The sequence below is a fragment of the Brevibacillus laterosporus genome, assembly GCA_007833815.1.
Classification (GTDB): Bacteria; Bacillota; Bacilli; order Brevibacillales; family Brevibacillaceae; genus Brevibacillus_B; species Brevibacillus_B laterosporus_D.
On the sequence record CP033464.1, the window covers coordinates 3,241,172 to 3,267,035 of the forward strand.

The 25,864-nt window shown below is 41.7% G+C and carries 28 protein-coding genes; 27 read left to right on the forward strand and 1 reads right to left on the reverse strand.

The window, feature by feature from the left end:
• From EEL30_16925 to EEL30_17005, 17 genes are all read left to right on the forward strand, one after another.
• Complete coding sequence (locus EEL30_16925; GenBank protein ID QDX93826.1) at positions 1-819, forward strand: tryptophan synthase subunit alpha; 819 nt, start codon at positions 1-3, stop codon at positions 817-819.
• A 29-nt stretch (positions 820-848) separates the two neighbouring features.
• Entirely contained in the window at positions 849-1,946 is a 1,098-nt protein-coding gene (locus tag EEL30_16930; GenBank protein ID QDX93827.1) for a histidinol-phosphate transaminase, read from the forward strand.
• Between the two features lie 165 nt (positions 1,947-2,111).
• The gene (locus EEL30_16935) at positions 2,112-3,212 is read left to right on the forward strand and encodes a prephenate dehydrogenase (protein ID QDX93828.1); all 1,101 of its coding nucleotides are present in this window, start codon (positions 2,112-2,114) and stop codon (positions 3,210-3,212) included.
• 29 nt (positions 3,213-3,241) lie between these two features.
• Complete coding sequence (aroA, locus tag EEL30_16940) at positions 3,242-4,525, forward strand: 3-phosphoshikimate 1-carboxyvinyltransferase (GenBank protein QDX93829.1); 1,284 nt, start codon at positions 3,242-3,244, stop codon at positions 4,523-4,525.
• Positions 4,526-4,749: 224 nt separating this feature from the next.
• Entirely contained in the window at positions 4,750-5,898 is a 1,149-nt protein-coding gene (locus tag EEL30_16945) for a hypothetical protein (protein ID QDX93830.1), read from the forward strand.
• 338 nt (positions 5,899-6,236) lie between these two features.
• Complete coding sequence (locus EEL30_16950; protein ID QDX93831.1) at positions 6,237-7,373, forward strand: hypothetical protein; 1,137 nt, start codon at positions 6,237-6,239, stop codon at positions 7,371-7,373.
• A 279-nt stretch (positions 7,374-7,652) separates the two neighbouring features.
• Positions 7,653-8,246, forward strand: coding sequence for a sigma-70 family RNA polymerase sigma factor (locus tag EEL30_16955; protein QDX93832.1), 594 nt, complete (start codon positions 7,653-7,655; stop codon positions 8,244-8,246).
• Entirely contained in the window at positions 8,243-8,893 is a 651-nt protein-coding gene (locus EEL30_16960; GenBank protein QDX93833.1) for a zf-HC2 domain-containing protein, read from the forward strand. The genes EEL30_16955 and EEL30_16960 overlap by 4 nt, the downstream gene beginning before the upstream one ends.
• Positions 8,894-8,969: 76 nt before the next feature.
• On the forward strand, positions 8,970-9,917 hold the full coding sequence (locus tag EEL30_16965) for a pilus assembly protein PilF (GenBank protein ID QDX93834.1): 948 nt from the start codon (positions 8,970-8,972) through the stop codon (positions 9,915-9,917).
• 265 nt (positions 9,918-10,182) lie between these two features.
• Positions 10,183-11,298, forward strand: a complete 1,116-nt coding sequence (locus EEL30_16970) for a hypothetical protein (protein ID QDX93835.1) — start codon at positions 10,183-10,185, stop codon at positions 11,296-11,298.
• Between the two features lie 10 nt (positions 11,299-11,308).
• A complete protein-coding gene (locus EEL30_16975; GenBank protein ID QDX93836.1) occupies positions 11,309-11,515 on the forward strand; it encodes an IDEAL domain-containing protein in 207 nt (68 codons plus the stop codon).
• 76 nt (positions 11,516-11,591) lie between these two features.
• Positions 11,592-12,029 carry a DUF2487 family protein gene (locus tag EEL30_16980; GenBank protein ID QDX93837.1) on the forward strand — a complete coding sequence of 146 codons (438 nt, stop codon included), beginning with the start codon at positions 11,592-11,594 and terminating at the stop codon, positions 12,027-12,029.
• A gap of 340 nt (positions 12,030-12,369) precedes the next feature.
• Positions 12,370-12,885 (forward strand): ubiquinol-cytochrome c reductase iron-sulfur subunit, encoded by a 516-nt coding sequence (locus EEL30_16985; protein QDX93838.1) that lies wholly within the window; start codon positions 12,370-12,372, stop codon positions 12,883-12,885.
• A gap of 1 nt (position 12,886) precedes the next feature.
• Positions 12,887-13,558: a cytochrome b6 gene (locus tag EEL30_16990; GenBank protein QDX93839.1), complete on the forward strand. Its 672-nt coding sequence runs from the start codon at positions 12,887-12,889 to the stop codon at positions 13,556-13,558.
• 31 nt (positions 13,559-13,589) lie between these two features.
• Complete coding sequence (locus EEL30_16995; GenBank protein ID QDX93840.1) at positions 13,590-14,372, forward strand: cytochrome C oxidase Cbb3; 783 nt, start codon at positions 13,590-13,592, stop codon at positions 14,370-14,372.
• 189 nt (positions 14,373-14,561) lie between these two features.
• On the forward strand, positions 14,562-15,173 hold the full coding sequence (locus tag EEL30_17000) for a DUF1405 domain-containing protein (protein ID QDX93841.1): 612 nt from the start codon (positions 14,562-14,564) through the stop codon (positions 15,171-15,173).
• Between the two features lie 48 nt (positions 15,174-15,221).
• Complete coding sequence (locus EEL30_17005) at positions 15,222-16,040, forward strand: sporulation protein (GenBank protein ID QDX93842.1); 819 nt, start codon at positions 15,222-15,224, stop codon at positions 16,038-16,040.
• Positions 16,041-16,254: 214 nt separating this feature from the next.
• On the opposite strand, the gene EEL30_17010 is transcribed toward EEL30_17005, so the two are convergent.
• Complete coding sequence (locus EEL30_17010) at positions 16,255-17,118, reverse strand: YitT family protein (GenBank protein ID QDX93843.1); 864 nt, start codon at positions 17,116-17,118, stop codon at positions 16,255-16,257.
• Positions 17,119-17,333: 215 nt separating this feature from the next.
• Here EEL30_17010 and EEL30_17015 point away from each other — a divergent pair, with 215 nt between their 5' ends.
• From EEL30_17015 to EEL30_17060, 10 genes are all read left to right on the forward strand, one after another.
• Positions 17,334-17,666 carry a nucleotide pyrophosphohydrolase gene (locus tag EEL30_17015; GenBank protein ID QDX93844.1) on the forward strand — a complete coding sequence of 111 codons (333 nt, stop codon included), beginning with the start codon at positions 17,334-17,336 and terminating at the stop codon, positions 17,664-17,666.
• A gap of 11 nt (positions 17,667-17,677) precedes the next feature.
• Complete coding sequence (locus tag EEL30_17020) at positions 17,678-18,481, forward strand: 4-hydroxy-tetrahydrodipicolinate reductase (GenBank protein ID QDX93845.1); 804 nt, start codon at positions 17,678-17,680, stop codon at positions 18,479-18,481.
• Between the two features lie 59 nt (positions 18,482-18,540).
• A complete protein-coding gene (locus tag EEL30_17025; protein ID QDX93846.1) occupies positions 18,541-18,930 on the forward strand; it encodes a methylglyoxal synthase in 390 nt (129 codons plus the stop codon).
• A 14-nt stretch (positions 18,931-18,944) separates the two neighbouring features.
• Positions 18,945-19,646 (forward strand): bacillithiol biosynthesis deacetylase BshB1, encoded by a 702-nt coding sequence (gene bshB1 / locus EEL30_17030; protein ID QDX93847.1) that lies wholly within the window; start codon positions 18,945-18,947, stop codon positions 19,644-19,646.
• A gap of 72 nt (positions 19,647-19,718) precedes the next feature.
• Complete coding sequence (gene bshA / locus EEL30_17035; GenBank protein ID QDX93848.1) at positions 19,719-20,837, forward strand: N-acetyl-alpha-D-glucosaminyl L-malate synthase BshA; 1,119 nt, start codon at positions 19,719-19,721, stop codon at positions 20,835-20,837.
• A gap of 201 nt (positions 20,838-21,038) precedes the next feature.
• Complete coding sequence (locus EEL30_17040) at positions 21,039-22,277, forward strand: CCA tRNA nucleotidyltransferase (GenBank protein ID QDX93849.1); 1,239 nt, start codon at positions 21,039-21,041, stop codon at positions 22,275-22,277.
• A gap of 148 nt (positions 22,278-22,425) precedes the next feature.
• Positions 22,426-23,403, forward strand: a complete 978-nt coding sequence (locus tag EEL30_17045) for a biotin--[acetyl-CoA-carboxylase] ligase (GenBank protein QDX93850.1) — start codon at positions 22,426-22,428, stop codon at positions 23,401-23,403.
• Between the two features lie 270 nt (positions 23,404-23,673).
• Positions 23,674-24,540: a 3-methyl-2-oxobutanoate hydroxymethyltransferase gene (panB, locus tag EEL30_17050; protein QDX93851.1), complete on the forward strand. Its 867-nt coding sequence runs from the start codon at positions 23,674-23,676 to the stop codon at positions 24,538-24,540.
• Entirely contained in the window at positions 24,537-25,394 is an 858-nt protein-coding gene (locus EEL30_17055) for a pantoate--beta-alanine ligase (protein ID QDX93852.1), read from the forward strand. The genes panB and EEL30_17055 overlap by 4 nt, the downstream gene beginning before the upstream one ends.
• Before the next feature lie 64 nt (positions 25,395-25,458).
• The gene (locus EEL30_17060; protein ID QDX93853.1) at positions 25,459-25,842 is read left to right on the forward strand and encodes an aspartate 1-decarboxylase; all 384 of its coding nucleotides are present in this window, start codon (positions 25,459-25,461) and stop codon (positions 25,840-25,842) included.
• The last annotated feature ends 22 nt before the right edge of the window (positions 25,843-25,864 follow it).

A 25,864-nucleotide genomic window follows, 5' to 3' on the forward strand; every position in this document is an offset into this window, starting at 1 on the left:
ATGCCACGTACAATGACAAGAATGGAAGAGATGTTTGCTGACCGATCCATCAAACGATTCATTCCCTTCATTACTGTAGGAGATCCTTCTTTGGATGTAACTTTTAATTTGGTACACAAGCTAATTGAAGCAGGAGCTGACATCATTGAGCTTGGTGTGCCATACTCTGATCCTTTGGCCGATGGACCGATTATTCAACGGGCATCTCAGCGTGCCTTGGCTCAGGGTGTGAAGCTTAAAGACGCCATTGTACTTGGAGAAAGATTACGTGCATCTGGTGTAGATATCCCACTGGTGATCTTTACATATTGTAATCCGGTCATGCAATATGGTGTGGAACGTTTCTTTGCTGATCTACAGGCATATGGACTGGATGGAGCCATTATCCCAGATTTACCGTTTGAAGAGAGTGTAGCGGCTCGTGCATCCGCCAAGCAACATGGTATACATTTGATCCAATTGATTGCGCCTACATCAAAAGAACGAATTACCATGATTGGCAAAGAAGCGGATGGATTTTTATATTGTGTATCCTCATTGGGGGTTACAGGGGTTCGAGACAACCTACCGCCCGAACTGGATGATTTATTAAAAAATGCTCGTGAAAATAGCAGCATACCTCTTGCGGTAGGCTTTGGAATTTCTTCCCCTGAGCAAGTGCGGGCAGTCGCAAGCTATGCTGATGCTGTGATTGTGGGAAGCGCTATTGTAAGAGAAGTAGAGAAGAATCTAGAAGCCCTCTCTAGTAAAGAAACGCGGAACAGTGGATTAGAGCGAGTGAAAAAGTTTGTAAATTCCTTAACTCATGAGTTAAAATAACAGAAACAAAGAGCATGGGGTGAGGAAAAGTGCTACCTAAAGAGCGAATTTTAAGTGTTCCGGTGTACAAACCTGGAAAACCTATCGAAGATGTAAAGCGTGAATTGGGACTTACGGAAGTAATTAAATTAGCTTCCAACGAAAATCCATACGGTTATTCTCCCGTAGTAAAAGAAGCAATGTTAGCTGCTATGAATGACTTGGCTATCTATCCAGATGGTGCTAGTATGCGACTGCGATGGGAACTGGCAGAATTTTTAAACGTACAACCTGAGCAATTGGTCTTCGGTAACGGTTCTGACGAGATTGTACTAATGATCGCCCGTGCTTATCTGGAGAAGGGTACCAATAGCGTTATGGCGTACCCAACATTTTCTCAATACAGATCAAATGTAATAGTAGAGGGTGCGGACTTACTTGAAATACCGTTAAAAGATGGAGTACATGATCTAGAAGCGATGTTAGCTGCCATCAATGAACAGACTCGTGTGGTCTGGATATGCAATCCTAACAATCCATCTGGAACAATGAATACATCAGATGAGCTGCTTGCCTTTTTAGAAAAAGTGCCAGCAAACGTATTAGTTGTACTGGATGAGGCTTACTATGAATATGTGGTGGACGAAAATTATCCGCAAACCATACCGCTCCTTAATAAATATAAAAATATCATTATTTTGCGTACATTCTCTAAAATCTATGGATTAGCAGCCCTCCGGATCGGTTACGGTGTAGCTATTCCAGAAATCGTGCAGCATCTCAATCATGTGCGTGAGCCATTTAACACAGGTTCTCTCTCACAAATAGCAGCGCGTGCAGCGATTTCTGATCAGGAATTTGCCAAGGAATGTAGTCAAAAAAATCGTCAACAGATGAAGCGTATCACTGACAAGTGCGAAGAATTGGGTCTGCACTATTTCCCATCTCAAACAAACTTTGTTCTACTAGAAGTAAAGAGGGATTCAGACGAGGCGTTCCAATACTTGTTGCAAAAAGGAATTATCACTCGCTCAGGTAATGCGCTCGGCCATCCTGGTTATCTGCGTATCACTATTGGAAACAGTGAACAGAACGACAAGCTGTTAGTGGCCTTGGAAAGTCTAGTGACTGAAGCTGTTCAAAAGTAACAAGTTGAAAAATAGTAAGGTAAAATAGAAGTAAAAGTAGTGGAGCAGGCCGGTCAACACCGGCTTTTTCTACTATCTAGCTGTTCTATTTCGTTCTTTTGCAAGAGAACGATACAGGTAAAAGGAGAAAATAATAGAGAGATTCTGTGGAGTGGAGCGGAGAATATGAATAGAACGATTGCCATTCTGGGAGTAGGATTAATTGGTGCTTCCATTGGACTTGCGTTGCGCCATGATCCTGCCAACAGGATTGTCGGTTTTGATTTACATCAGGATCAACTTGACAAGGCGGTGGAAAGAGGAGTTATTCACACAGGTAGCACCGATTTGCAGCTTGCTGTGAAAGAGGCGGATATTATTTTTATTGCAGCTCCTGTGGAACAAATTCATCTTCTTATGCGATCGCTGGCTCATTTACGTTTGAAAGAAGGAACAATTATCACAGATGTAGGTAGCACAAAATATCAAGTGGTACAAAGTGCCCGCATATTACGTGAGAAAGGCGTTACTTTTATCGGGGGTCATCCCATGGCAGGGTCACATAAATCAGGGGTAGAAGCCGGAAATGAACGATTATTTGAAAATGCTTTTTACGTGCTTACACCAGATGAAGCGACACCCTCTGATCAAGTAGAGTTTTTACAGGATGTGTTGAAGCCGCTTCGTGCTAAAGTCATCGTGTTAAAACCCGACGAGCATGACGAAATCGTTGGTGCGATCAGTCACTTTCCTCATTTAATCGCTGCTCTGTTAGTGAATCAGGTATCTAAATATAACGATCAAAAACCTTGGTATCATCGACTAGCAGCAGGTGGCTTTCGTGATATTACTCGTATTGCCTCTAGCAATCCCAAGTTGTGGAGAGATGTTTTAATAAGCAATAAAACATATTTGTTACAGATCGCTCGTGATTGGCAAGAGGATTTTACAGAAATTATCCATGCTTTGGAACAGGAAGATGCGAACGAGATTGAATCATTCTTCCAAGGAGCACGTGATTTCAGGGACTCTATTCCCGAACGACGACCAGGTGCCATTCCAGCACTACATGATCTCTACATCGACATTCCTGACCATCCAGGTGAGATTGGTAGGATTACTACTTTGCTAGGAAGTAAAGAGATTAGTATTACTAACCTACAGATTAGGGAAACACGTGAGGATGAATATGGCGCGTTGCGGATCAGCTTCCGCAATGAAACAGAGCTGGCAAAAGGTATAGAACTCCTGCGTTATTTTAATTACAATGTGTATCGTAGAGATTAATACAGATAGATTGAGATAGGAGTGTAGGCATGTTAACCATTCAACCAGCTAGTAGAATACAAGGGGAAACACAAGTACCCGGAGATAAGTCTATTTCGCATCGGGCTGTCATGTTTGGAGCATTGGCAGAGGGTACCACACGAATAAGTGGTTTTTTACAAGGAGCCGATTGCCTGAGTACGATTGATTGCTTTTCGAGAATGGGTGTTTCGATAGAACGAGAAGGTGATCAGGTAACCGTACAAGGGAAAGGTTGGTTTGGATTACAAGAACCGAATCAAAAGCTTGATGTAGGTAACTCTGGTACCACCATTCGATTGATGAGTGGCATTCTAGCTACGCAACCGTTTTATTGTGTGGTGGAAGGGGATGAATCCATTGCTAAACGTCCAATGCGACGTGTGATTGGACCTTTACGTGAGATGGGTGCTAAGATAGATGGCCGAAAAAATGGTGAGTTTACTCCACTGTCCATTCGTGGGGGAGATTTAAAAGGGATTCAATATGTTTCTCCTGTGGCTAGCGCACAAATAAAGTCAGCTATTCTACTCGCTGGTTTGCAGGCGGAAGGAACGACAAGTGTAGAAGAACCAAGCGTGTCTCGCGATCATACCGAACGTATGTTGCGTGCTTTTGGTGTAGAAGTAGAGCAATCTGGTAATCTAGTGAGCGTGCAAGGTGGCCAAAAGCTGATTGGTAGAGAGATTAGCGTACCAGGCGACATTTCATCCGCAGCATTCTTAATTGCGGCTGTCATGATGTTACCTGAAAGCGAGCTTTTGATTAAAAATGTTGGAATTAACCCGACACGTACAGGAATCATTGATGTAGTTCGTGCTATGGGGGGGACTATTGAATTACGAAATGAACGAGTAGTGAATGAGGAACCAGTAGCAGACATCTACGTAGCCTATGCAAAATTACATGGCATCGTCATCGAAGGTGATCTTATTCCGCGTTTAATTGACGAGATTCCTGTCATTGCTGTTATGGCTACACAGGCAGTGGGAGACACCATCATTCGCGATGCCGCAGAATTAAAGGTTAAAGAAACAGATCGGATTGCAACTGTGGTAAGCCAGCTCGGTAAGTTTGGTGCGAAGGTTCAACCAACTGACGATGGCATGATCATTACAGGAGAATGCATCTTACATGGTACCGATATCAATAGCATGGGGGACCATCGCATAGGCATGGCCATGGCTATTGCGGGATTGGCATCACAAGGTGAGACAGTTGTTCGTCAAGCAGAGGCAATCGACGTATCGTTTCCTGGTTTTGCTAAATTACTAGCATCCATTTGTCAGCGATAAGCCGAGAAGGGATGAGACAAAACTAGGCTCTTTCTGCTCAAACATATATAAGGAGTAGCTTCTATCGTAATAGATAGAAGCTACTTTTTTGTTTACATAATAAAATTATAAGAAACAAACAAGGGTCTTAGACAAAGATACGTCCGAGGTCTGAGCCAGCATCAAATGTTATGTGCTACAATAAACTCAACGTACAAACGGATGTAGATCGAGAGGGGAAGTTCATGCGTCAGCCGGAAGAAAAACAACCATCATTGATTCCCGTACGCCCGCGTTATAAGCGGATAGGTCCTTGGCAATTAGCCATAACTGTCTTAGCGGTTGGGAGCGGTATATTAGTAGATCAACTTTATTTTACCAATTATCTAGCAACGGTCTTAAAATTTTGGCCGCTGTTACTTATTATCATTGGAGTTGAATTGATTCTACGTCAATTGTTTCAGACAGATGAAAACAGCCCAGACTGGAAATTAGATGTTGGTAGCTTGATTTTTATGGTCGTGATACTTATAGGAGCCAATGTCTATCAAGTTTTTTCGAATGGAAACATTATGGATATAGTAACCAATCGTTTTTATAAGGGGCCTGTGCAATTTGTTACCGTGATGGAAAAAGATTTGGAAGTAGCGGGTATGCAAAAGCTTCGTATCACAAATGATTATGGCAAGGTTATGGTAGAAGGTTCTGTGGATGGTCGTTTTCATATTCGTGTTGATGGAAATGTGAAAGCCGATTTCAAGGAAGAGGCAGAACATAGAGCAAAAGATGTCGAAGTAAATGTAGAACAAGGACAAGAAACCAGTATAGAGGTCAGGGATAACAGCAATATGGCTCGAGATATCACGTTGCATGTGATGGTGCCAGAGAATGTGGAGATTATGTCTGAAGTAAAAGCTGGTTTAACAGACATTAAGAAGGTAAGAAAAGCGGATGTGAAGTCAGATGCAGGCAAGGTTACGGTTTCTGATGTTGCAGAACAGTTACAGGTTATCTCTAATGCCGGTGCTATTGACGCGACCAACATTGCGAACGCAACTCTTTGCTCAGATGTAGGAAAGATTACGGTAAAGGGTTCAGTGCGAGGAACGCTGGATATAGGAAATGATGCAGGAATGATTAGTGTTTCAAGCGAAGTAGTTCCAAGTGGGCCTTGGCAACTTCGATCTGAACTAGGGGCTGTTAGCGTAAATATTCCTGAAAAGAGCCAAGTGACGTTAACAGCGAGTACTCAACTAGGAAGTATCTCTGGGCATGAGTTACAAGTTGAACGTAGCGGAGTAAGCGTCAAAACGGTTAAAACCTTGGGAGATGGCACATTTCCTATTCATATGGCAACTGATCTAGGAAGTATCACTTTTGGTGTTACTCAATAATAAAAATCTCCCAGTAAATGAAGATTTTTTACTGGGAGATTTTTTGATTCGGAGGGAATAAGACTTTTCAAAATTATACTTACGATAAAAATAGTTTGACAAGTTACTATAAATGGGTATAATTAGAAGTACAGTATGGTTTCTCTCCACTCCTATCCAAATATGAAGCACATGTGTGCTACCGCTGATTGAATGCGCTTTCATTCAATCAGCGGTTTTTTTTATTTTCTGGAAGCTGATAGTTTGAATTCACAAATCTGAGGAATAAATACACATTTTTCTCATATGCTCGTAGTAAAGGAAATCTTGATGACGAAAAGATCAAGAGGGGGACGAGCATGGGTGAGCCACTTACTATAATTCGTAATGGGACGGTTGTCACACAGCATGCTGTTAAACAAGCAGATATTTGGATCCAACAAGGTAAAATTGTACGTACTCATCCAGATACATTACTTAAAAAGTGGAGTGGTGGACAAGCTTTATTGGAAATTGATGCTTCTAATTTTTATATTTTGCCTGGCTTTCTACAGGTATTGAAAGCTAATTCATTGTGTTATCGCCCTACTCAATCGTATGTTCAACAAATCCGCTTATTAATTGAACAAGGAATCACAACATTTATTGATACCATTCAGATAGGAAACTGGATGGATGAGTCACAATGTATGTACCAGCTATCTCCCCATTACAATAGTCCTATTGATTATGCTGTCAGAATTGAAATAACAGCAGGAGAATGTCATCAAGATAGGCTTCGCCAATTAATTAAACAAGGGTTTCGACTCATTCAAATTATGGTATATACACCGGAAGAAGTGCACCGAATCAATTGGAATAGACTATATCCGCTTCTTTTACAGGAGCGTGTGTCCCTACATTTGCACATTTTAGGTGAAACCATTTCCCGAGAAGATCGTCAGAATATCATAGAAGCATGGTTGCAATATTGCCATTATGGAAAAATTCGCACCTGTGTAAATGAAAACCAAACAAAAGAAGTAATAAAAGAAGCGATTTCTTTTTATCATCTCCAGCCGGTTGGGAAACTTGAAGAGAAACAGAAAGAGCAAGGATGGCTAGTGAGTCAGCTGAAAAATTGGTATTTGCATCATTCGCTGTTTGCTTCCATACAGGAGTTAACGATACCGTCACAATTATGGGTCCGTGGAGAAGCAGAGCGTATCCTATCCTTAATGGTACGACTAGCTTCCACAAACGTTGCAAAGCTGGCAGGTTGCTATCCTGTTAAAGGTAGTTTATTACCAGGTGCAGATGCTGATTTATTGTTCCTAAAAAAAGACAAATGGTTGACAAATCATCCTATTTCCACTATGCTCATTCTTAGCGAAATATGTAATCCTGTGAGTGTTATGTCGAAAGGGACCTTTATTTATCAGAATGGTACCCATCATTCGACAATTGGCGCAGGAAAACATCTGCGGTCGTTACGGCCTTATAACTACGCGATGTAACCCCGTCATGGGGTTTTTTCATACTGTTCCGAACGACGGTACAACAGAAAAGCGTAGTCCCCTGTTTTTCTTCTTAGTTACTCTACGTAGGCTACTTTAGCATATGAAATGTTGAGTTGTAGAACCTACTCCTTCAAGAGCTATTCATTGGTCTGAAGGTGGGTTCTTCATCGCTGAAAAAGTTTATGCCTTTTCCGCAACTTTTGGTGATCTGCGTGGTCTAATTTAGTGCATGGGTCACTGGGGAGTTTGGAATCGCTTAGGAGGTAAACCTAGTCAATGACCGATTCCCAGTTAATTCGCGAAATAAAAGAGGGCAATATTGAAAGTTATGCCGAACTGATACGCCGGTATGAAAGGAAGATTTTGACCTTTGTTGCTCATATGTTACGTCAGGCGCATTTGGAACATATAGCAGAAGACATTTGTCAGGAAACCTTTTATAAAGCGTATAAGAGCCTTCATTCTTTTCGAGATGTGGAAGCTACATTTTCAACATGGTTGTATACCATTGCTCGCAACACAGTATTGAGTGAACTTCGTAAAAGTCGTAACGCTGACGTTTATCTGGAAGATAGTGTCCAAGTTCCTAGCATTTCCTTTGAACGCCTCCCTGAACAGCAATTGTTGCAAACAGAGCGTGAGGATTTGGTGAGACAAGCGATTAATAACCTTCCCGAAAAACAACGATCTGCGCTTATCTTACGAGAGTATGAGCAACTGGATTACAATGAAATTGCCAAAATCCTCGATCTCACGGTGAGTTCGGTTAAATCTCTTTTATTTCGGGCGAGACAAAGCATTAAATTACAATTGGAATCTTATTTTATAGATTCTCAACTGGAAGAAGCCGAAGGGATGAGTAAGCGATGAGGTGCGACGAGGCACAAGAAATGTTACATGACTATGCACAGGGCAATTTGCCGGAGTTATCGGAGCGTAGGCTTCAGAATCACCTGGCCTGTTGTGATTCCTGTCATTCACAATATGATGTATTACTGGATAGTGACAAGTTCATACAAATGCATAAAGAAGACTACATAGCTAATCCTCCTGCCACTTCGATTGTGGATGCCGTCATGGCACGCATTCTGTCGGAAGAGAAGTGGGCCATTCCTATCGGGAAAAAGGTATTTACTTTAACCGTTCGTATGCGCCGCATTGGGCTTAGTGTGGCAATGGTACTTTTGATGATCTGTTCTTTCACGCTTTATCATAATTCGGACGATAACCTGAACTCATTTATGCCTTATACTGCAAAAGCGGAAGCACTTTCCTCTGACAATGTTAAACCCGAAGTAAGTACAGCGTCTGAAACAGACCAAGATGTGGCCGTTCAAACGATTGATTCTGGTGGTGAAACAGCAGCTCCTTTATTAAAACACCAAAAAGAGATGCGTGTTAATGTGATCACCTCAGATATGGAGCCCTCGTCAAACAAGCCGAATTATAGTGTCATTTTAAGCTTTTTTGGTATTTTAATTACGGTTTTGACTATGAGCTGGTTTACAAGAGCCTAAAATTATATAAAATATAAGATGAGGACCGTCAATTTGACGGTCTTTTATCGCTTAGTATAGAAATGGGGTGTTTCGCATGCCAAAAAAATGGCTGCGTATCATTGAGGAAGCTGTTAACAAAATTGAAAATGATGAAATGGAACTTGGACTGCAAGTTTTACATAAAGTGGGCGAACACGGTAAAGAAATCCCTGAAGTAATGTTCTGTTTGGCCGATGTGTGGTATGGACTTGGACACAATGAGGAAGCATTCAAGATCATTCAAGATTTGTTAGCGAACCCCACTACACAAAAAGAAATGAGTCAGGAAGTAAAGATTATGGCGGCAGAAATTGCTTTGGATGAAGCGGATTACGATGCTGCCCACGAATACTTGTATGGTCTTAAAGAGGATGGCTACGATGAGATTCAACTGTATCTACTGCTAGCTGACTTGTATGCTATGCAAGATTTAGAAGAAGTAGCTATCAAATACTTGAAGATTGCTTATGACCGTGATCCAAATAATGAAGAGTTACGAGCTGCGTTAAGCGAAATGCACATGAAAACGGGTGAAGTGCAGGAAGCAATTAACCTATTAGATGACATTTCTGAAACCACGTTCCATGCGCTTATATTAAAAGCGCGCACGTTTGCACAGCAGGGTCAATTTGAAGAAGCTTATCAGCTATATATAAAGGCTGTGCAGTACGAGCAATTGCCAGAAGTAGTATATGGCTGTGCATTGATGTCTTTCTATACGGACAAATGGGAAGAAGCGGAGCATTATATTCAGTTGTTGATTGCAATTGACGAAGAATATGTCATTGCTTATCCATTACATAGTGATATTTTACTGTCTCAAGGAAAGACAGAAGCAGCCATTGATGCATTGAAAAAGTATGTAGACCTATCTGGATTTGACGTTGAACACATCCGCCGATTGACTGCTCTTTTAATGCAGGCTGGTCGCTATGAGGAATCGAAAGAATATCAAAAATTGTTGGAGCAATGGGATTTACAAGAAGAGACAAGCGAAGAGTAAAAGTGTTTTTTATAGTAGAGACTAGTGAAGTGCCGTGTTTGATAACACAAGTGGTACTTCATATATAACACAGTTTAAACCTTAAAGCACAGGAAAAGCCTGTGCTTTTTTTGTTTGTATAACAAACCCCCAAATGCATGTTCCTCTTATACTACTATCTTTTGCAAAGCCAATTTTTCTCACCCAAAATTGTTTCAGCAGGTTTAAGCCTAGAATGAACTGGGCAACAATGGAAATAAATCTGCAGAGTAAGAAGGGATGCGCAATGAAATTAGCTGAAGTACTCGTTTACGCTGATATTAACCAATTACATCAGATTGCGAGACATTATGGTTATCAGTGCGATCCGCATTCGAAAAACGAGTTGGTCACTACCTTGATGACCGGGCTGCGACATCAAAAGACGATACGAACGGAACTAGAGCAGCTTTCTTCGGCTGATCTGCACTTCCTGTTGCTGTTATTTCTGGATAAACGCGAGCGTTTGACGCTTGAAGATTTACTGGCAAAAGCAGCAATTGCACAAGTGGAGGAGTGTGAGGAAAAGAAGGAAGAGGCGCGTAAAAAAGTAGCTCTTGCCTTAAAACGCGGGTGGATTTTCCCGGCAAAAGGCAGGCTGCAAGGACAGTTCGAAATCCCTGTTGATATTCGAGAGTTGTATGTACAAACATGGATACAACAAGTACCTGGTATACAAGTCCAGAGAGAGGTGCCTAGTGCTTATCGTGACGAAGGAACAGCTTTATTAGATGATATGCTAATTCTGCTTCGTTTCTTACAAAATGAGCCTATCCCTCTTACTCAGGATGGAGGTATGTATCGACGCTATCAAGTGCAGCTTTTCGATTTTTTAAGCGTAAAAGAGGAACCACTTGCCCCACAGAAATGGCGTTTTGGATATGGTTTGCATTTTGACCTGTATCCAGATCGATTCTCGCTTCTTTACGATTTTTGTTACCACAAAAGGTGGATTGCTGAAGATGGCAAGCAAGTTTATCTTACACAAACTGGGTTGGAAATTCTCCAACAAGGACATAGTCCGTGCATTCACAATGAGTGCATTCGTTTTTGGTTTCGTTTATATAAACGAGCGATTCCTAACCTACCCTTGTTGGTCCAGTTGATAGCAATGCTGACTTCTAATCAATGGTACTCTCAGCAACAACTATCCGAATTGGTACTTCCCTGGATGAAGCCTTTCTATTATGACAAACAAGAGGGGATCTTATCCAATCGTATTCTCAAAATGATGGTTCATGTCGGGTTACTTAAGGTTGGGCAATCGAAGGCAGGCGAGTGGGTATATGAAAGAACGGACGTTTGCGAGGTTTGGCTGCGAGATTATAACGGTTTTGTCGATACCACCATATTAATGAAATGAGGGACTAATCATGGAACAGTCCAAGTACTTGGGCAATGGTTTTATGTCGGGATTGTTATCGGAGATCATGATTGATCAGCAGGTGCGACAATTTCGCAAGCGCACACTATATAAAGAGATTGATGAAGCGTTGGCTGTAAAAAATAAGGAAAAGTTTTTGGCTCTGACAAATGAATTGAAAGAATTACTAACATATGAGATAACTGAAACAGGTTGAAAAGTGAGGAGCTCGCTTATTAGCGGGCGCTTTTCCTCGTTTTTGCCTATTATGACGGGGAGAGGCGATACGCACTATGCAATGGAATGTAGAAGAACTGCAAGGATTTGAAGCAGTTAGACCTTATTATGATTCAGCAATTTTGCCGCATTATATATTTGATAAAAAGTTATCAATCGCTACAAATGCTACACGTATGGGATACCTCTCTAGCTTAGCTATGGCTGTGGAACAACGCCTAAAGGGAAGAATATTGTTGTTTCCCCTGATGTATCAGATTAAAGAGGACGCAACAGGACAAAATGAGATTCAATTGCCAAATGAATTCGGCTACACTTTTATTTTACGTTTTTCTGGAGTTGATGTACATATACCAGCATATCCAGAGAAAAACACACATGTAGAGTTATTAACGATTAGCGATGAAGATTTGGAGTCCGAGATTCGTTTTGAAATTACAAGTAATGTTTTATATCAAGAGATTTTGCAAATTTGGCAAACATATAAAAAATAGATTAGTTTCTAAGAATGTTAGAAAGAAAAAGCACTATTATTCATACAAGACAAATTTTGGATGAGTAATCCCTTTCTTTCCAAGAACAGGGTGTAAAAGGAACTGAAATGTCAACCATTTTTGGTTTAGGTTCCCTTTTTACCCCTGATTTGTGTGAATTGTGTTGAATTTTTGACAAAATCTTAACATTATCATTATTTTCGCAAAGCAATCCTTACTCCAAAGAGTCATATTATTGACATTACTTGAGGGGTTAGCTATTATTGGTCTTGACCTAGTGTTTCCTATATGCATGTAGTCGAAATCTGAAAGAAATCTAACAGGATAAGGAGGGAAATAGATGAGCAAAAAAGAAATTTCCAGACGTACGTTTCTAAACTATGCACTCATGGGAACTGGTGGTTTCTTGGCTGCAGGTATGATCACACCGATGATCCGCTTTGCCATTGATCCTGTGCTGAAAACTTCGGCTGCTGGAGATAAAGTTGCGGTTGGAAATGAAAGCGATTTTGGGCCGGAACCAAAGAAAGTAGACTTTAAGCTTCATACCAAAGACGGTTGGTATGAGTCTGAAGCGCCAATGTCTGCTTGGATTCGTAAGCTGGATGATGGGAAGCTATTGGCATTGTCTCCTATCTGTAAGCACTTGGGCTGTACCGTGAGCTGGAATTCTAGCGAAGATTTTAAGAATGAGTACTTTTGCCCATGTCACTTTGGTAGGTATGCAATTAATGGAGAGCACATTCTGAATACTCCGCCAACTAAATCACTTGATGAGTACGAAGTAGAAATCAAAGATGGTAAAGTTTACTTAGGTAAAATTGTACCAAATCCACGCCCGGGGGTGAGCGGATAAAATGATACAAAAAATGTATGATTGGGTGGATGAACGCCTAAATATCACTCCCATGTGGCGTGATCTTGCTGACCATGAAGTACCTGAACACGTAAATCCCGCGCATCACTTTTCAGCGTTCGTTTACTGTTTTGGGGGCCTTACTTTTTTTATTACTGTAATTCAGATTCTATCTGGAATGTTCTTGACTATGTACTATGTTCCAGACATCATCAATGCTTACGAGTCCGTTAAATACTTACAAACTGAGGTTGCTTTTGGTGTAATCGTTCGTGGTATGCACCATTGGGGGGCAAGCTTGGTAATTGTCATGATGTTCCTACATACCTTACGTGTCTTTTTCACAGGATCTTATAAAAAACCCCGCGAATTAAACTGGGTTGTAGGTATGTTAATCTTCTTCGTCATGCTTGGTCTTGGCTTCACTGGTTATCTGTTACCTTGGGATAACACAGCGTACTTTGCTACAAAAGTAGGGCTTCAAATCGCTGACTCTATTCCGATAATTGGACCTTATGCAAAAAGTTTGTTAACAGGTGGGGAAATTGTAGGAGCGCAAACGCTTACTCGTTTCTTTGCTATCCATGTATTCTTCTTGCCTGCTGGCTTGTTGGGATTATTGGGTGCTCACTTCGTTATGATTCGTGTACAAGGTATCTCTGGACCTCTATAAAACTAGTCTTCAACATATAGGAGGAATTAGCATGGCAAAACAGGATAAAAATGCTACCTTCGTTGGAGACTCTCGAATCTCAGCGAAGCGCATGCCAAATGTTTCACCTTCGTATTCTGACTATCCAGGAACCACAGAACCGTTTTGGCCAAACTTTCTGTTAAAAGAGTGGATGGTTGCTGCGGTTTGTTTGATTGGTTTCTTGGTGTTAACGGTTTCACATGAATCGCCACTGACAGCAAAAGCTGATCCAAATGATACTTCTTTTATTCCGGTGCCGGACTGGTATTTCTTGTTCCTATACCAATTACTGAAGTATCCATGGGCAGCAGGTGATCACGTATTGCTTGGTGTAATCGGTATCCCTGGTGTCGCTTTTGGTGCCATGATTCTAGCGCCATTCTTAGATACGGGAAAAGAGCGCCGTCCACTCCGTCGTCCTATTGCAACTGGACTTATGCTTCTGTCCTTGTTCTCCATCTTTTTCTTAACTTGGGCAGCTCATGACGAACATGAAAAGCAGATGGCTAAACTAGGCGGCGGTGGAGGAGGATCACCTGTAGCAGCAGCAAAGGCTGATCCAGACTTTAAAGCAGACGCGCTGTGGGCAGCTAATCAGTCTTGTATAGGATGTCATGGTGGAAATCTGGAAGGCGGAATGGGGCCTAACCTACAAAAGATAGGCTCTACCCTAAGCACGGAAGATATCCACAAGACGATTGTAGAAGGTAAAGGTAGCATGCCAGCTGGTATGTTTAAAGGATCAGATGAAGATCTGAAAAAGCTGGTAGATTATCTGGCAAGCTTGAAATAATAGAAGGAACAAAGCTGGCTGATGACCTCGGTCAGCTTTTCCTTTTTTCAAGAGTTATACGTGCTAAACAGTTCGACACTCAACTGTAACACAATTCTTACAATCATGTGGACATTGGTTGCAGATGCATGTAGCTACATGTAAACTAGAGAGGTATCTTTTTACAGCTAATAGGGGTGACGTAAGGAAATGAAATGGATGTGGCTCTGGTTTCTGGGAACATTGAAAAAATCGTGGTTTCTCTGGATGTTGTTCTTCATTAACCTTTTGGGGACAATCTACGGTTTTTACTGGTATAAGGACCAACTTGCAGATGTAGCTGCCTATAAATCGCCCTATTTGCTGTTTTTTGTGCCAGATAGCCCTACTGGGAGCGGACTATTTACTCTAGTTATCCTTATGTACATTTTGGGTCGGAACGTTCCTATTTTGGAAGCGGTCGCATCAGTCACGAACTTTAAATACGGAATGTGGGCAGTTGGAGTTATTATTGCAGGCTGGTCTCTTGGTAGTGAAGTTCATTGGCAAGATATGATGCTTATAGCGTCCCATTTGGGGATGGCAGTGGAGTCTATGCTGTATGCTCGCTACTATCAAATAACATGGTTGGGGCTTGGAATAGCGGCACTTTGGGTGTTAAATAACGATTTTCTCGACTATGTGATGGAAATTCATCCGTATTTACCAACACCATTGGTTCCATACACAGGAATTGTGGGATTGTGTACGGTTGTGTTAAGTTTGCTCTCCATTGCTATTATTTATTATTTACATGCACGTGCTAATAAAAATCAGGTCTAATCTTGTCCTCCGTTCCATAGTCTTTACTATGGGAAAGGAGGTTTTTTTGTGCCAAAAAACATCAAAATGTTGCTACTCTTATTGGTAACGGGATTCCTATTAGCCATGCCGATTAGTTACTTTGTGACAAAAATGAACCAACCGCCAGAAGAAAAACATTTGGCCGAACTAGATAAGGTGGCAGGTGAAGTGCTACGGGCAACTGAAAAAGGAGATTACGACACGGCCAAACTGAAAATAGAGAGGTTAGCTTCCCAATTCCCCAACGAAACCCTTCCAATATCTTTGCGAATTGAGAGTCTCAATGCTGTAACACAGTCCATTTTATCGGCAAAAAAAGCGTATACAAGTCCGAAAACGACAGAAGATCGATTGTTGTGGCATGCGACGCAGGTGAGAGTAGCTGTTGACGCACTAAGCCATCAAAGGAGCCCGATGTGGCGTACCTATTATGATTCGTATTCAAAGCAGATGCAGAACTTGTTGCAAGCAGCTGTCGAGCGAGATACCGCAACGCTACGAGCGCAATATGAAGAAAATTATCAATTGTATTTGGCTCTTCGACCTGCAATGACGATCCAGTTGAAAGAACAGGCTATGGATAAGATTACACGAAAATATGAAGAAATAGCAAAACAGTTGCTTACTCAAAAACTGGATTGGCAAATGCTGCGTTCTTCTATCAGGGAACTGAGTAGCACCATGCAAGAAGCGTTTGTGGGGGAAGATCAGACGGCAGTGGGTTCATTCATGGACAATCCAGAATCCACGTATCGGTTGATCGTTTGGATATCTACATTGGTGACTGTTTCACTAGCGTATGTAGCTTGGATTAAATACTCGGCAATGCAGCAACGTAGAACTTGAGTGGGGAATGAGGAATGGAAGCATTACTTATAGAAGAAGTCAAAAAACCTACCCGATTAGGAGTAGGTTTTTTGAAGTACTTATCTTATGTATTTGTACGTAATAGGTAGGCAAGATAGGCCGGCCACTAGGTTGCATGGAGAAGCATAAGTAACACAGAAAATGAAACGTAGCTATCTAGCATGAATAAATTACCGATCGATCAATAACGTTTTTATGTTTCGCGCAGTGGTTTCTTATTTTCATCAAACGTAAAACCTTCACCTAAAACTTCATGAACCTCACTAACAATGACAAAAGCATGAGGGTCAATCTCATTCATAAGATTTTTAAGACGAGGCACCTCATTCCGGCTGACGACACAGTAGACAATTTCCTTTTCCATACCAGAGAAGGCACCTTTCCCATTTAGAATGGTAACACCTCGCCCTGTGGTCATAATCTCCTGGGCTATTTTTTGTGGGTACTCAGACACGATCATCAGAGCCTTGCCAGCATATGCACCGTCTTGGAAAAAGTCTATTACCCGTGCAGCAATATAAACACAGACCAGCGTATACATTGCGTTTTGGATAGATAAGTAGATCAGAGACGCACCTATTACTACAATGTCACCCATGAGTAGTGTACGGCCCATGCTGATACCAAACATCTTGTTTAACAAACGGGCGATAATATCGACGCCACCAGTTGTGCCACCATAACGGAAAATGATACCAAGACCGCTACCTATTGCTACCCCGGCAAACAAAGTGGCAAGTAAAGTGTCGCCCAATTTATCATAATCTAAAATCATGCCAAACACAGAAAGAGAAACTGATAAAGAAACCGTTCCAACAACGGTGTAAAAAAAACTAGTTCTCCCTAGCAAACGATACCCGATAAAGAACAGAGGAAGATTGAGTAACAGATAAACAATCCCCTGATCAATAGTAGGGAAGGCTAATTTAATCAGGATGCTGATCCCTGTGATACCACCTTCTGCCAGTCCGTTTGGAATGTTAAATGCGTTGATGCCAAAGCCCATAATGATAGAACCGATGATAATTGCTAGGATGTTTTTCATATGCAATTTCATGAAGGGAATTCTCTCCTTTTCCGGTAGATCAAAAGGTAGCAAACATGCTGACTGTGCACAGGTTGGTAAAACTTGCTTGTAACCCTAATCAGAGTCATTATAAAGGAGGTTTTTTGCCTTGTCTATTTATGATACACTTTACCCAATAGGTTTTTTGGAAATTTGCTTACTTACATAGTTTGCTCGGTTTTTGTTCTAGTATGAGGGAGGAAAAAATGGATAATAAAAAAACATTACAGGAAATTCAAGAAGAAGTGGATCAGTATATCTCCCAGTTTAAAGAAGGATATTTTTCCCCATTAGCCATGTTGGCTCGTATGACTGAGGAAGTGGGAGAACTCGCTCGTGAAATCAATCATTATCATGGAGAGAAGCCTAAGAAATCAGATGAAGCGGAAAAAACAGTAGAAGATGAGCTTGGAGATGTTTTCTTTATTGTCCTATGCTTTGCTAATTCTCTCGGCATTGATTTGCAGGAAGCGTTTGATCGTATTATGTACAAATTTAATACCCGTGATAAGGATAGATGGACCAGAATAGAGGAGTAGGAGAGGGTAGGATGGAAGCAAACATTCGCGTTGCCGTAGCCGGTGCTAAAGGAAGAATGGGGAGTGAGGTTGTTAAGATGCTTCAGCAAGATCCCTCTCTTGAGTTTGTCGTAGGGATCGATTCACATCTGACAGGTATAGATGTGGGTGAAGTACTGGGAGGTAAGCCAATAGGCGTGCCAATGGTCAATTCGTTGGAGGAAGCCCTGATAGCCTTTAAACCAGATGTTGTGGTTGATTTCACCACGCCTTCACAAGTTTATCAAAACATGCGTTTGTGTTTGCAACATGGTGTGCGACCAGTTGTAGGTACGACTGGTCTTACTTCTGAAGAAATTGCGGAAATAAATCAAATATGCGTGGACCATGAACTCGGGGCCATAGTAGCGCCTAACTTTGCTATCGGAGCTATCCTATTAATGAAATTCTCTAGCATGGCGGCTAAATATATGCCACATGTAGAGATTATCGAGCTACATCATGATCAAAAGCTCGATGCACCAAGTGGGACAGCGATCAAAACAGCAGAGATGATTGAAGCAGCTCGTGGCAACATACGACAAGGTCATCCAGATGAGCAGGAAATCCTTCCAGGAGCACGTGGAGCTGATTATGTGGGCTTCCGTATCCATAGTGTGCGTCTGCCAGGTATGGTGGCGCATCAGGAAGTGCTATTTGGAGCAATTGGACAAACCTTGTCTATCCGCCATGACTCCATAAATCGTGAATCGTTTATGCCAGGTGTTCAAATGGCAATTAAGGCAGTTGTCTCTTTACAGCATTTAGTATATGGATTAGAGCATCTCATAGATTAATACACAAAAGAGAGTAATGGTAATCAAGGATAGAATGATTGACTGAGAGGGGATTTTACATGAACATCGCATTGATTGCACATGATCAGAAAAAAGAAGAGATGGTTCAACTGGCTGTGGCCTATGAGGGGATTTTAGAAAAACATCAATTGTTTACTACAGGGACCACAGGATTACGCATCATGGAAAATACGAGGTTACAGGTGACGCGGTTCTTATCGGGACCATTAGGTGGCGATCAGCAAATAGGTGCCATGATTGCGCAGAACGAAATGGATGCTATCGTGTTCCTACGCGACCCACTCACTTCACAACCTCATGAACCTGATATTCTGGCTTTATTACGATTGTGCGATGTTCACCGTATACCAGTTGCGACTAATCTAGCTACAGCGGAAATCTTGCTAAAAGCTGTGGAGCAAGGTAACATGGCTTGGCGGGAAGTCTAACGGGAGGAATTATAATGGAAGAGAAACACTTAGACATATTAGCCATTGGCGCTCATCCTGACGATGTGGAAATTGGTGCAGCAGGGGTCTTGATACGAGCAAACCAGCAAGGAAAACGAACTGGAATTCTTGATTTGACTTATGCAGAACTTTCGTCTAATGGTACGGTAGTACGCCGCCAAGAGGAAGCAGCAGTTGCTTCTGAGCGCATGAATTTGACTGCTCGTTACAATTTTGGCTTACCTGATCGTGGCTTGGAAGCCAATCGCGAACTGGCTATTAAGAAAGTTGTCGATCTTATTCGCAAGACTCGTCCGAAAGTAGTCTTGGCCCCCTATTTTCAGGATCGCCATCCTGATCATGAGAGTGTGAGTCGGATTGTAAAAGAAGCAATTTTTTCAGCAGGGATAAAGAAGTTTGAAGGTGAACGCGAATTTCCTGCGTATCGCCCTGAGCAATTTTTTTATTACTTCATTAATAGTACTGCTTCCCCTAGTTTTTTTGTAGATATCACAGATTTGTACCCGCAAAAGGTGCAGGTGTTGGAGGCATATCGTAGTCAGTTTGAACAAGAAGAAGGGAGTGTTAGCACTCCTTTAAATAATGGATACATCGAATTGGTAGCGTATCGGGAGCGTTTATTTGGGCAGCAAGCAGGAGTGAAATATGCAGAAGGGTTTGTTAGTGCCACACCGTTGGTACTTACATCCTTGTAACATAGGGAGCGCCCGAGTGCCTGTCAGCCGATGACAGGCCATTTCCTGTGTAAAAAAAGGGGAGGAATAAAAATGAATATAGGTATTACGTGTTATCCTTCCTTGGGCGGTTCCGGTGTGGTGGCCACAGAGTTAGGAAAATTGTTGGCTGAGCGTGGACATAACGTGCATTTTATTACAGCTGGCATGCCGTTTCGTTTAGGGAAGTTTAACCCCAATATATTTTTCCATGAAGTAGAAGTGAATCAGTACGATGTATTTAAGTATCCGCCGTATGACTTAACATTAGCGAATCGTATGGCGCAGGTTGCTCAGAATGAGAATCTAGATATTTTACATGTTCATTATGCGGTTCCACATGCACTGTGCGCGTATCTAGCCAAACAAATGGTAGGTGATCATTTGAAAATCATCACCACTTTGCATGGAACAGATATTACAGTTCTTGGTTATGATCCTAGCTTACGAGATATGATTCGCTTTGGAATTGAAAAAAGCGACATGGTAACTGCTGTTTCTGCTGATCTAATCCGCGAAACGCATGATTCACTTCAAGTGGATAAGAAGATAGAGCTTGTTTATAATTTTGTAGATAAACGTAGATATTCACGTAAAGATGTAACAGAATGGCGGGCTAAATTTGCACCTAACGGAGAAAAAATCATTATGCACATTTCCAATTTCCGTCCGGTCAAACGTGTGCAAGATGTAGTAACAGCTTTCCGCTATGTGCGCAATGAAATGCCAGCTAAATTAATTTTAATTGGTGAAGGTCCCGAGCAATGTAATATACGCAAACAAATCCAGGATGAAGAGTTATGTGAAGATGTTTTCTTTTTAGGTAAACAGGATGATGTAGCTGAAGTCATTTCATTAGCTGACTTGATGCTACTCCCTTCCGAAAAGGAGAGCTTTGGATTGGTGGCCTTGGAAGCTATGGCATGCGGTGTACCCGTTGTTGCTTCTTGCGCTGGTGGCTTACCAGAAGTGGTTATACATGGTGAATCGGGATATTTATGCGAGATTGGCGACACCAAGCAGATGGCTATTTATGCTTGCAAATTGTTACAAGACGATATGTTATACGAACGTTTTCGTGTGGAAGGATTACGTCGTTCTCACGAAAAATTTAGCTATGACAATATTACTTCTCAATATGAATCGTTATATCAGCAACTACTCTCTACATAATGAAGCTACTTCTCTGTAGATAGCTAAAAAATCCACGCATGTACGCAAAGCCTAACGTATGGTTAGGCTTTGCTACGGAATGAAGTGAAAAGACGGGATATAAGCACAGCAACTCCTATTAAAAGACGCATATCTTAGCACCCCCTTAAGGTAGGGTAATCAAAAACTATTTTTCAGTAAGGAAGGACAGGAGGCGAGTAGATGAAAGAAGAAGCAAAAAAGGTACTAAAAAAATTGGAAGCGCACGGCTACGAAGCTTATTTTGTCGGCGGTTGCGTCAGGGATTGGCTTCTTCACCGTCCTGTTCATGATATAGATATATGTACAAATGCCCATCCGTGCGACATTATGAATTTGTTCCCCGATCATATTCCCACGGGATTACAGCATGGAACCATAACAGTTAAGCAGGATGGCTATCTGTTTGAAGTGACGACATTTCGGACGGAGGGAATATATGAAGATTTTCGTCGACCAAGCGAAGTTAAGTATGTAAATGAAGTGGTAGAGGACTTAGCGCGCCGGGATTTTACGATTAATGCGATGGCGATGAAACACAACAAAGAATTAATTGATCCTTTTTTTGGTTTGGAGGATGTAAACGATCATGTAATTCGTGCTGTGGGTGATGCTAATCGTAGATTTCAGGAAGATGCATTACGCCTCGTTCGGGCTGTTCGTTTTGCTTCTCAGCTAGGTTTTCAGATTGAAGATGATACAAGAAAGGCTATGAGGGAAAAGGCACCGTTGCTGATCCATATTGCCGTAGAGAGGGTTCGTGAAGAGTGTAATAAGGCCATTGATAGCAAGCATCCAGATAAAGGATTTCAATACGCTCAACAAACTAAGCTATTTCAAGCTATCCCGGCTCTGCAACAATTATTTGACCAGTCAACGCTTCAGTTGTGGAGATTACATACTGTAGAGAGCATAATCCATAAGTGGGTGTTATTATTCTTTGCTGCTGATTTCACTTGGGAGCAGTCCCGCGAGTTATGCCGATACCTCAAGATGTCACGAAAAGAAGAAGAAACAATCATGTATCTCATGCAACAAATTACGCTTCTTCAGCCAACATGGGATCAATGCCAATTTATAGACTGGACCAGATTAATTATGAAGTCTGGCTGGGAACGTTGTTATGATTTGGAAAAAGTGCTGGATGCCTTGTGGTGGAATGATCTTTCACGAAAGAAGGTCACACTTCAAACTGCCTTTGATAATATGACAGTGAAAACATTGAAAGAGTTGGCTGTGGACGGGTCCGATATAAGAAAGATAAGTGATCAAAAACAAGGTGTTTGGATTCAACAAACCTTGGAGTATCTGTGGGAGTGTACTGTAGCTGGTGAACTTACTAACGAACCAGAAGTATTGCTGATGGCAGCAAAAGATTTTATACAGAATGAGAAGGCACTATACGTGGACGATAATAAATAATGAATTGTGCGCCTAGATCATGGGTATGAAATAGACATAAAAGATAGTTTTGAATGGTAGAAAATAAAAATTTTGTAAATAGATCACTGGTGGGTGTACGAAAATAGGAATGGATCGTTATTTTTTGCGGCTATGATGGAGGAGACCTATGAATATTAAGCAAGAAATATTGCGTGCGTTTCGTAATCATCCACATGAATTTATTTCGGGTGAATATTTAAGTCAAAATTGTAACTGCACACGAGCAGCTGTATGGAAACACATAGAAGAGCTACGTCAAGAGGGATATGAGTTTGAAGCGGTGCGCAAATCGGGGTATCGACTCGTTTCCTCCCCAGATTCGTTATCTGCTGAAGAGATTTTATCTGCAATGCAAACAGAGCGTATTGGAAAAAATATAGTAGCCTATGAAACGGTTCCAACAACACAGGTATTGGCACATGAACTGGCTTCCAAGGGTGCGCCTGAGGGAACTTTAGTAGTAGCTGATCAACAAATAGGTGGTAAAGGTCGTTTAGGTCGGGTCTGGCACTCACCAAAAGGGACAGGCATTTGGATGAGTTTGGTGTTGCGTCCGGTCATACCAATCGGACGTGCTCCCCAAATGACGTTGTTAACAGCGGTTGCTATGGCTAAAACAATTCAAGAGTTTCAGATCTCTGTTAAAATTAAATGGCCTAATGATATCTTTGTACAGGGCAAAAAAGTATGCGGGATTTTGACAGAGCTACATGCGGAGGCCGACCGTGTAAATTATTTAATTATTGGGATCGGCATCAATGTAAATAATCAACAATCAGATTTTGATCCAGCACTCCAAGAAATTGCAACCTCGTTACGTCTAGCGTTAGGTGAGCCATTGAAGAGATCCCAATTTATTCAAGCATTTTGTCGTCAATTTGAACAATTATATCTGTCGTATTTGAGCGACGGATTCAGTCAAATCAAGATTGAATGGGAAGCTCTTTCGATGTCCTTGCATCGTCGTGTCACAGTCCGTACTCTACAAACAGTACTGGAAGGTGAGGCAACAGGTTTAAATGATGAGGGAGTACTTTTGCTACGTGATGATCAGGGAGTCATGCACAAGGTGTATTCCGCTGATATTGAGTATAGCGAGACCTAGAAAATTTTGTTATACTGCTTCTGAAGGCTATATCCCATGGGAATAGCACTTCCTTTTACGAAGTATGCTAGGAAAACATGTTTACAAAAAAATCTGCTCTAAGCCTAAAAGGACCGAGACAGAAGGAAGAGATTCGAATGGACTACGTGCTTTATTGCGTATACACGACCTTCGCCTGCGGTGCGGAGGTTTTTTGGTATGTACAAAGTGCGCTAAGGGATGCCATTGGAATGATTTCAAAAACGGTATTGGGTGTAGGAGACAACGGGAGTGTCTAATGTGCAAGAAAAGAAACCTGTAACGACGTCCAAATTACGTCAGATGAAACAAAAAAATGAGCCAATTACCATGCTTACCGCCTATGATTATCCCTCTGCGAAATTGGCAGATGAAGCTGGAATAGACATCCTGTTAGTGGGAGATTCCCTTGGCATGGTTGTGCTAGGCTATGAGTCTACGGTGTCAGTCACCATGGATGACATGGTTCATCACACAAAAGCCGTTACACGTGCGGCAAAAACAGCATTTGTTGTAGCGGACATGCCATTTCTGACGTGCCACGGTACCGTAGAGGAAGCAATTCACCATGCTGGCCGATTAATTCAAGAAGGCAACGCAAAGGCTGTGAAGATTGAAGGGGGAGAAGAGATTCTTCCTATTGTCAAAAGGTGTACAAAAGCTGGAATTCCTGTAATGGGTCATTTGGGGTTAACACCGCAATCCGTCCATCAATTAGGCGGTTATAAGGTACAAGGAAAAGATCTAGAATCCGCAAAGCAATTAATAACTGATGCAAAAGCTTTAGAAGAAGCCGGAGCCTTTGGTATTGTTTTGGAATGCGTACCAGCAGAGGTAACAGCGAAGGTAACTGAAGCTGTAGAAATTCCCGTGATTGGCATTGGGGCAGGAGCAGTGTGCGATGGGCAGGTTCTCGTGTTCCACGATGTGCTATCCTATGCCTCCAGTATTACACCTAAATTTGTAAAATCATACGCCCAGATCGGTGACATGATTCAGTCAGCGATTTCTCAATATGTATTAGAAGTAAGAAACAAACAATTTCCCGAACAACGACACGCTTTTGCAGCCTCGGAGGAGACCATTCAGCAATTATATGGAGAAGAGGTACGACGATGATTACGATTAGCACCATTAGAGAATTGCGTGAAGCGCTTTCCGTATACAAACGGGAAGGGAAAACGATCGGATTTGTGCCAACAATGGGGTATTTACATGAGGGACATCTCAGTCTTGTACAGCGAGCAAAAGGCGAAACAGATGTGGTGGTCATGAGCATTTTTGTTAACCCACTCCAATTTGGTCCAAACGAGGATTTTTCCGTCTATCCGCGTGATCTAGCTCGTGATCAGGAATTAGCGCAGAATGAAGGAGTAGACTACCTATTTGCTCCGTCTGTAGAGGAAATGTATCCACGCCCCATGCTGACGAATGTTTCTGTGCAAAACGTTACGGAAGCCTTGTGTGGGTTATCGCGACCGGGTCATTTTGATGGAGTAGCAACAGTGGTCACCAAGCTATTTAACATTGTGGGTGCTGATAAAGCTTTCTTTGGTCAAAAAGACGCTCAACAGGTAGCCGTCATTGAACAAATGGTGTATGATTTACAAATGCCTGTACAGATCGTTCCATGCCCTATTTATCGAGAAGTGGATGGATTGGCAATGAGCTCTCGCAATGTATTTATGTCGGAAGAGGAACGATCACAAGCATTAATCCTCTCCAAAAGTTTGCGTCATGCAGAAGAGGTGATTGCTAATCAGCAAAGAGACGTAGCAGTGCTTATTAACGAAGTGCGCTATCTCATCCAAAGTCAACCTTTGGCAGATATAGAATATGTAGAAGTGAAACGTTATCCTGACATGAGCGATATAGAACTTCTAAAAACTGGGGATAGAATTTTATTTGCTCTCGCAGTAAAATTTGGTCGTACGCGTTTAATTGATAACGTAATACTTACTGTTGTCGATTAAAAACTGTGAACGAAAGCTGTTAGATATAGATAAGATTCATATACAATCAAGGGAGCGAATTGAAATGTTTCGTACAATGATGACCGCCAAAATTCACCGTGCTACCGTAACGGAAGCGAATTTAAATTATGTAGGTAGCATAACGATAGATAAAGATATCCTGGACGCACTTGATTTGTTACCAAATGAGAAAGTTCAGATTGTAAATAATAATAACGGAGCGCGTCTTGAAACATACATTATTGAAGGTGAACCGGGCAGTGGTGTTATTTGTTTAAATGGAGCTGCTGCAAGGCTCGTTCAGCCAGGGGATGTGGTTATCATCATTGCTTATGCGATGATGAAAGATGAGCAGGCTCGCAATCATAAGCCTAAGGTAGCCATTATGGACGAGCATAATAAAATCGCTCAATTACTTGCAGAAGAGGTACATGCTACCATTTTATAGATAAGAGCTGGAATTACTACCA

Excerpts from the sequence above, each read along its gene's own strand:
- EEL30_16925 (QDX93826.1), top strand. The coding sequence starts at position 1 with ATGCCACGTACAATGACAAGAATGGAAGAGATGTTTGCTGACCGATCC.
- EEL30_16935 (QDX93828.1), top strand. The coding sequence starts at position 2,112 with ATGAATAGAACGATTGCCATTCTGGGAGTAGGATTAATTGGTGCTTCC.
- aroA (QDX93829.1), top strand. The coding sequence starts at position 3,242 with ATGTTAACCATTCAACCAGCTAGTAGAATACAAGGGGAAACACAAGTA.
- EEL30_16945 (QDX93830.1), top strand. The coding sequence starts at position 4,750 with ATGCGTCAGCCGGAAGAAAAACAACCATCATTGATTCCCGTACGCCCG.
- EEL30_16950 (QDX93831.1), top strand. The coding sequence starts at position 6,237 with ATGGGTGAGCCACTTACTATAATTCGTAATGGGACGGTTGTCACACAG.
- EEL30_16955 (QDX93832.1), top strand. The coding sequence starts at position 7,653 with ATGACCGATTCCCAGTTAATTCGCGAAATAAAAGAGGGCAATATTGAA.
- EEL30_16960 (QDX93833.1), top strand. The coding sequence starts at position 8,243 with ATGAGGTGCGACGAGGCACAAGAAATGTTACATGACTATGCACAGGGC.
- EEL30_16965 (QDX93834.1), top strand. The coding sequence starts at position 8,970 with ATGCCAAAAAAATGGCTGCGTATCATTGAGGAAGCTGTTAACAAAATT.
- EEL30_16970 (QDX93835.1), top strand. The coding sequence starts at position 10,183 with ATGAAATTAGCTGAAGTACTCGTTTACGCTGATATTAACCAATTACAT.
- EEL30_16975 (QDX93836.1), top strand. The coding sequence starts at position 11,309 with ATGGAACAGTCCAAGTACTTGGGCAATGGTTTTATGTCGGGATTGTTA.
- EEL30_16980 (QDX93837.1), top strand. The coding sequence starts at position 11,592 with ATGCAATGGAATGTAGAAGAACTGCAAGGATTTGAAGCAGTTAGACCT.
- EEL30_16985 (QDX93838.1), top strand. The coding sequence starts at position 12,370 with ATGAGCAAAAAAGAAATTTCCAGACGTACGTTTCTAAACTATGCACTC.
- EEL30_16990 (QDX93839.1), top strand. The coding sequence starts at position 12,887 with ATGATACAAAAAATGTATGATTGGGTGGATGAACGCCTAAATATCACT.
- EEL30_16995 (QDX93840.1), top strand. The coding sequence starts at position 13,590 with ATGGCAAAACAGGATAAAAATGCTACCTTCGTTGGAGACTCTCGAATC.
- EEL30_17000 (QDX93841.1), top strand. The coding sequence starts at position 14,562 with ATGAAATGGATGTGGCTCTGGTTTCTGGGAACATTGAAAAAATCGTGG.
- EEL30_17010 (QDX93843.1), bottom strand. The coding sequence starts at position 17,118 with ATGAAATTGCATATGAAAAACATCCTAGCAATTATCATCGGTTCTATC.
- EEL30_17015 (QDX93844.1), top strand. The coding sequence starts at position 17,334 with ATGGATAATAAAAAAACATTACAGGAAATTCAAGAAGAAGTGGATCAG.
- EEL30_17020 (QDX93845.1), top strand. The coding sequence starts at position 17,678 with ATGGAAGCAAACATTCGCGTTGCCGTAGCCGGTGCTAAAGGAAGAATG.
- EEL30_17025 (QDX93846.1), top strand. The coding sequence starts at position 18,541 with ATGAACATCGCATTGATTGCACATGATCAGAAAAAAGAAGAGATGGTT.
- bshB1 (QDX93847.1), top strand. The coding sequence starts at position 18,945 with ATGGAAGAGAAACACTTAGACATATTAGCCATTGGCGCTCATCCTGAC.
- bshA (QDX93848.1), top strand. The coding sequence starts at position 19,719 with ATGAATATAGGTATTACGTGTTATCCTTCCTTGGGCGGTTCCGGTGTG.
- EEL30_17040 (QDX93849.1), top strand. The coding sequence starts at position 21,039 with ATGAAAGAAGAAGCAAAAAAGGTACTAAAAAAATTGGAAGCGCACGGC.
- EEL30_17045 (QDX93850.1), top strand. The coding sequence starts at position 22,426 with ATGAATATTAAGCAAGAAATATTGCGTGCGTTTCGTAATCATCCACAT.
- EEL30_17055 (QDX93852.1), top strand. The coding sequence starts at position 24,537 with ATGATTACGATTAGCACCATTAGAGAATTGCGTGAAGCGCTTTCCGTA.
- EEL30_17060 (QDX93853.1), top strand. The coding sequence starts at position 25,459 with ATGTTTCGTACAATGATGACCGCCAAAATTCACCGTGCTACCGTAACG.